Genomic DNA, 4,093 nt, shown 5'->3' on the forward strand with positions numbered 1-4,093 from the left:
CCTGGGGATCTGCGTGGGGCAGAATTTGCGTTCAACAGAAGTGGCAGAAATGCTGAATAGCATAGCGCTCAGACGTCTTTTACCTCAGTTGCTGAAAACCGATAATGGTTCTGAATTTGCAGGGAAAATGCTGGACAGATGGGTGTACGAAAGAGGCATCAGAATCGACTTCTCACGCCCGGGAACACCGACGGACAATGCGACGGTGGAGTCCTTCAACGGCAGGTTAAGGCAGGAATGTCTGAACGAGAACTGGTTTATGTCTTTGGAGGATGCACGGTGTAAAATCGAGGCCTGGCGCATACACTATAACCAGAGTCGTCCCCATTCTGCACTGGGTTGGATGACGCCCTCTGAATTTGCCGAAAAATCTGCCGGTTGCCAGAATATGCAGCCAGAATGAAGCCGGTTATTCCTGATTATGAATGGATCACATACGGGGAGCGGGTCAGGATCCGACATTACTAAGTGAGCGTTGTATCTAATCCTGGGGGCAGGTCAGGGTGATACAGCAATCATTGAGTATTATCTAGTCAGATGTTATAACCGCTAAGCTAAGTACTATATTGACATGTTTATGGTGGTGCGCGGCAACAAGCCACGCTTATCTGAAGGTCATCCTTCCTGAAGCCTCATAGATTTACAACCCCGTATTCTGCTGGTCCAAGGTACCGGCGCGTACGTGACGTTCGTCGTCATGTAGAGGTGATTGAAACTGACCTTGAAACGTCATTGCAAAAATAGGTTGTACAATATGAAAGTGTTTATGTGTCTGATACTGGCATCCCTCATTTCATCCTTAAGTCACGCCTCATCACCCCCCTTGAATGGAGACGCTAATGATATCAATAATAATAAAAAATTGATAAAAGCTTACTGTACATCAATTTGCAAGGACCATCCGGAGAAAGGGGGGCATCTTTGCAATTGTGATAGCCCTCCGATGTAAAGCCTGATGCGTTCACTGGTGTCCTCCGCCTACGCAATCTTAAAGAGATGATGGAGTTATCGTTGACAATTTAACGCTTCACCGGTGAGAGGAGGAAAGGTTTGACCTTTACGTCAGTTGCGCGAATCTGAAGAGGAAGTGCGTGATAACAGTGGCTCCGCACTTCGGCGGAGGTGAAAATGTCACCTGCGAAATTTTCTGGGCGTGTGCCTATTTCGTCGCTACAGTCGCTCTGGAGATGCAGGGTTCACACAGGTACCACGAGCGAGAAGTCGAACGATACGACCAAATGAGACTAAACATGTAGTAGCCCCCTGGGTGGCTTTGCTGGAAAATACTTACTAAGGGTAACAAAATGCATAATGATCGTTTGATCGTTGTAACCGGTGGTGGCCGAGGGTTTGGTCGGGTATTGGCTCAAGAATTAATAAATTCCGGGGCTCGGGTTGTTATTACCGGGCGGAATAAAGACGTGTTAAATATAGCTACAGCTGAATTGGGTAAAAAGGCCAGTTACCATGTATTTGATGTGTCCGATAATGACGCTGTCTCTGCCGCATTTTCTGATATAGTTGATAAGTATGGCGAAATAGATACTCTCGTAAACAACGCAGGGGTACTGGGCCCTGTGGATTTTTTTTGGCAAAGTGATATCGCGTCATGGTGTGAAGCCATTGATGTAAACCTAAAAGGTACTGCCTTGTGTACTCATTACGCGTTGCAACATATGACAACGAAAAAACAAGGAAAAATTGTTAATATTGTCAGTAACGCCGGAGCATTCAGGTGGCCAACCTGCTCATCTTACTCGACATCCAAAGCGGCCATAATAAAGCTTACGGAAAATTTAGCCGTTGAAGTTAAGCAGCATAACGTGGACTTATTTGCCTATCATCCTGGATTAATACACTCGGATGGCATGTCCATCAATGAGACGACGCCGCCCCCCGAGCCGGGGAGTACCCGCGAAAAGGCATTCCAATGGTTTCTGGCTGAGCGGGCCGCAGGGCGTACTGTAGATGCACAGACAGGGGCGCATCCTGTAATATTACTCGTCAGTGGAAAATATCATTCACTAAGCGGTCGCTATTTTACCGTGTTTGACAATTTGGATAAACTTGTATCCGAACATGAAAAAATAAAGAACGGAGACCTCCGGACCCTGCGAATCAGGGAATAACACAGGTCTGTCGCATTAGCCGCTACAGAGCGTCTGAAAGGTTGTGTCGCATTATCTGTGTTTGGAGAGGATCAGGTTGCGCGAGGGAACTTCCCCCCCTCTGGCTCCCACGGAACCGGACGTGACAGTCTCCCGTCATCCGGCTCTTGTCGTTGACCGTTCACGCCGCGTACAAATTTCCCAGTGAGCAAACTGGGTTCTTCCACGAGCCCCCAGCGGGTTCGTTCCACCCGTCGCACGCCTAACGGCTGGCGGCATGTAGCTGCCAGAGACCATACGATTCCAGATTTTGTATAGGTTCCCCACGAGGTTCTTATCAAATTCCTCAATCGACTGGCCATCGATTCCGGCACTGCCTTTGCTGGTTTTTCCCTGACGCTCACCACCACAGCTCTTAACGGCCGCCGCTCAGGGTAGTTTGAAGGCTGTGTCTGGACGCCGTCTCCGAGGGGCCGACCCTCATCTATTGCACAGCATTGCACCCTTATTTGCCACAGGGTGCATCTGTTCCTCGATGGTGTTTTCCATCACCAGACGGTATACCGTGATCGGGCGCTCCTGTCCTATTCGATGGGCGCGGTCGCTCGCCTGGTCTTCAACGGCCGGGTTCCACCAGGGATCGAGATAAATGACGTAATCGGCTGCTGTCAGGTTGAGTCCGGTACCGCCGGCCTTCAGGCTTATCAGGAACAGGTCGCCCTCGCCGGACTGGAACGCGGCCACTCGCTTCTCCCGTTCGGTCGGCGGGGTTGAACCATCCAGGTATTGGTAGGTGATGTCCCGTTCATCCAGCGCCGTACGCAACAGCGTCAGATGGTCAACGAACTGGCTGAATACCAGGGCCTTGTGGTGGTTTTCCCGCAGCTCGTCGATGATGTCCAGACAGGCCGCCAGCTTGCTGCCCGCCAGCGGGAGGTTATCCAGCACCAGTGACGGGTGGCAGCAGAACCGGCGCAACCGGGTGATCTCCGTCAGCACCTGCAGCGGTTTGATGTCGTCACCGCCACTCTCCAGCCGCTCTACTGCCTGCTGGCGCAAGGCCTCGTACCAGTGCCGTTCCTCGTCGCTCAGGGGGAAGCGGTGAAGAATATCGGTGCGCGGCGGCAGTTCGTCAAGTACCTGCGATTTGGTTCTGCGCAATATAAAGGGCGTAATCAGCTGCTTCAGCGTGCTGCCGGCCAACCGGTCACCCTGCTCAATCGGCGTCGCAAATCGTTGATTGAACGGCTTCAGACCACTCAGCAGACCCGGGTTGAGGAAGCGGAACAGACTCCATAGTTCGCCCAGGTGATTCTCGATCGGCGTACCGCTCAGCGCCAACCGGAAATCAGCCTTCAACGCCATCACGGCCCGCGCCCGTTGGGTCTGTGCGTTCTTGATGGCCTGCGCTTCATCCAGCACCACGCTGTGCCACTGCTGGCCGGTAAACGCCGGCGCATCCTGCAACAGCAAACCGTAGCTGACCACCACCACATAGAATGCGCCTACGTCCGCTATCTCACGTCGGCGCCGGTAGTCCCGCAGACGAAGTGTGGGGGCGAACCGTTCGCTTTCACTCAGCCAGTTGCCGGTAAGGGACGTGGGGACTACCACCAGTTGTGGTCCGCCCGGGGCGCGTTCGAGCAACAGGGCCAGTGCCCGCAGGGTTTTCCCCAGCCCCATGTCATCGGCCAGGCAGGCGCCGCCACCCCAATGCGCCAACCGAGACAGCCAGCAGAAGCCTGCCTGCTGGTAGTCGCGCAGTTCTGCTTTCAGCGTGGACGGCACCACAGGCGGGTGTTTTTCTCTGTCCTGAACGTAGCGCCCGTGCGGGGCGAGCACGGCAGCGCTGCTGCCTCAACCGTCTTTAAGATACAGCCTCACCTCAACGCCGACGCCGTCTGACAAACCTATAGCTCGCACGGGGGCGCATGCCCCCTGCCGCAACACCCGCATAAAATGAGCACGCCTGCGACGTGAGCCGG

General features: G+C 53.5%; 3 protein-coding genes. 2 read left to right on the plus strand and 1 reads right to left on the minus strand.

The window, feature by feature from the left end; translation table 11 throughout:
• Positions 1-403, plus strand: a 403-nt coding sequence (locus ACCC84_RS23295) for an integrase core domain-containing protein (protein ID WP_371902400.1), incomplete at its 5' end; no start/stop codon positions are given.
• Positions 404-1,304: 901 nt separating this feature from the next.
• On the plus strand, positions 1,305-2,129 hold the full coding sequence (locus ACCC84_RS23300; RefSeq protein ID WP_371902401.1) for an SDR family NAD(P)-dependent oxidoreductase: 825 nt from the start codon (positions 1,305-1,307) through the stop codon (positions 2,127-2,129).
• 459 nt (positions 2,130-2,588) lie between these two features.
• On the opposite strand, the gene ACCC84_RS23305 is transcribed toward ACCC84_RS23300, so the two are convergent.
• A complete protein-coding gene (locus ACCC84_RS23305; protein ID WP_371902402.1) occupies positions 2,589-3,950 on the minus strand; it encodes a DEAD/DEAH box helicase in 1,362 nt (453 codons plus the stop codon).
• Positions 3,951-4,093 lie beyond the last annotated feature (143 nt).

Source organism: Serratia odorifera (assembly GCF_041448735.1).
GTDB classification, from domain to species: Bacteria; Pseudomonadota; Gammaproteobacteria; order Enterobacterales; family Enterobacteriaceae; genus Serratia_F; species Serratia_F odorifera.

Bases quoted from the DNA above. Each gene is read 5' to 3' on its own strand.
- ACCC84_RS23300 (WP_371902401.1), top strand. From the start codon at position 1,305: ATGCATAATGATCGTTTGATCGTTGTAACCGGTGGTGGCCGAGGGTTT.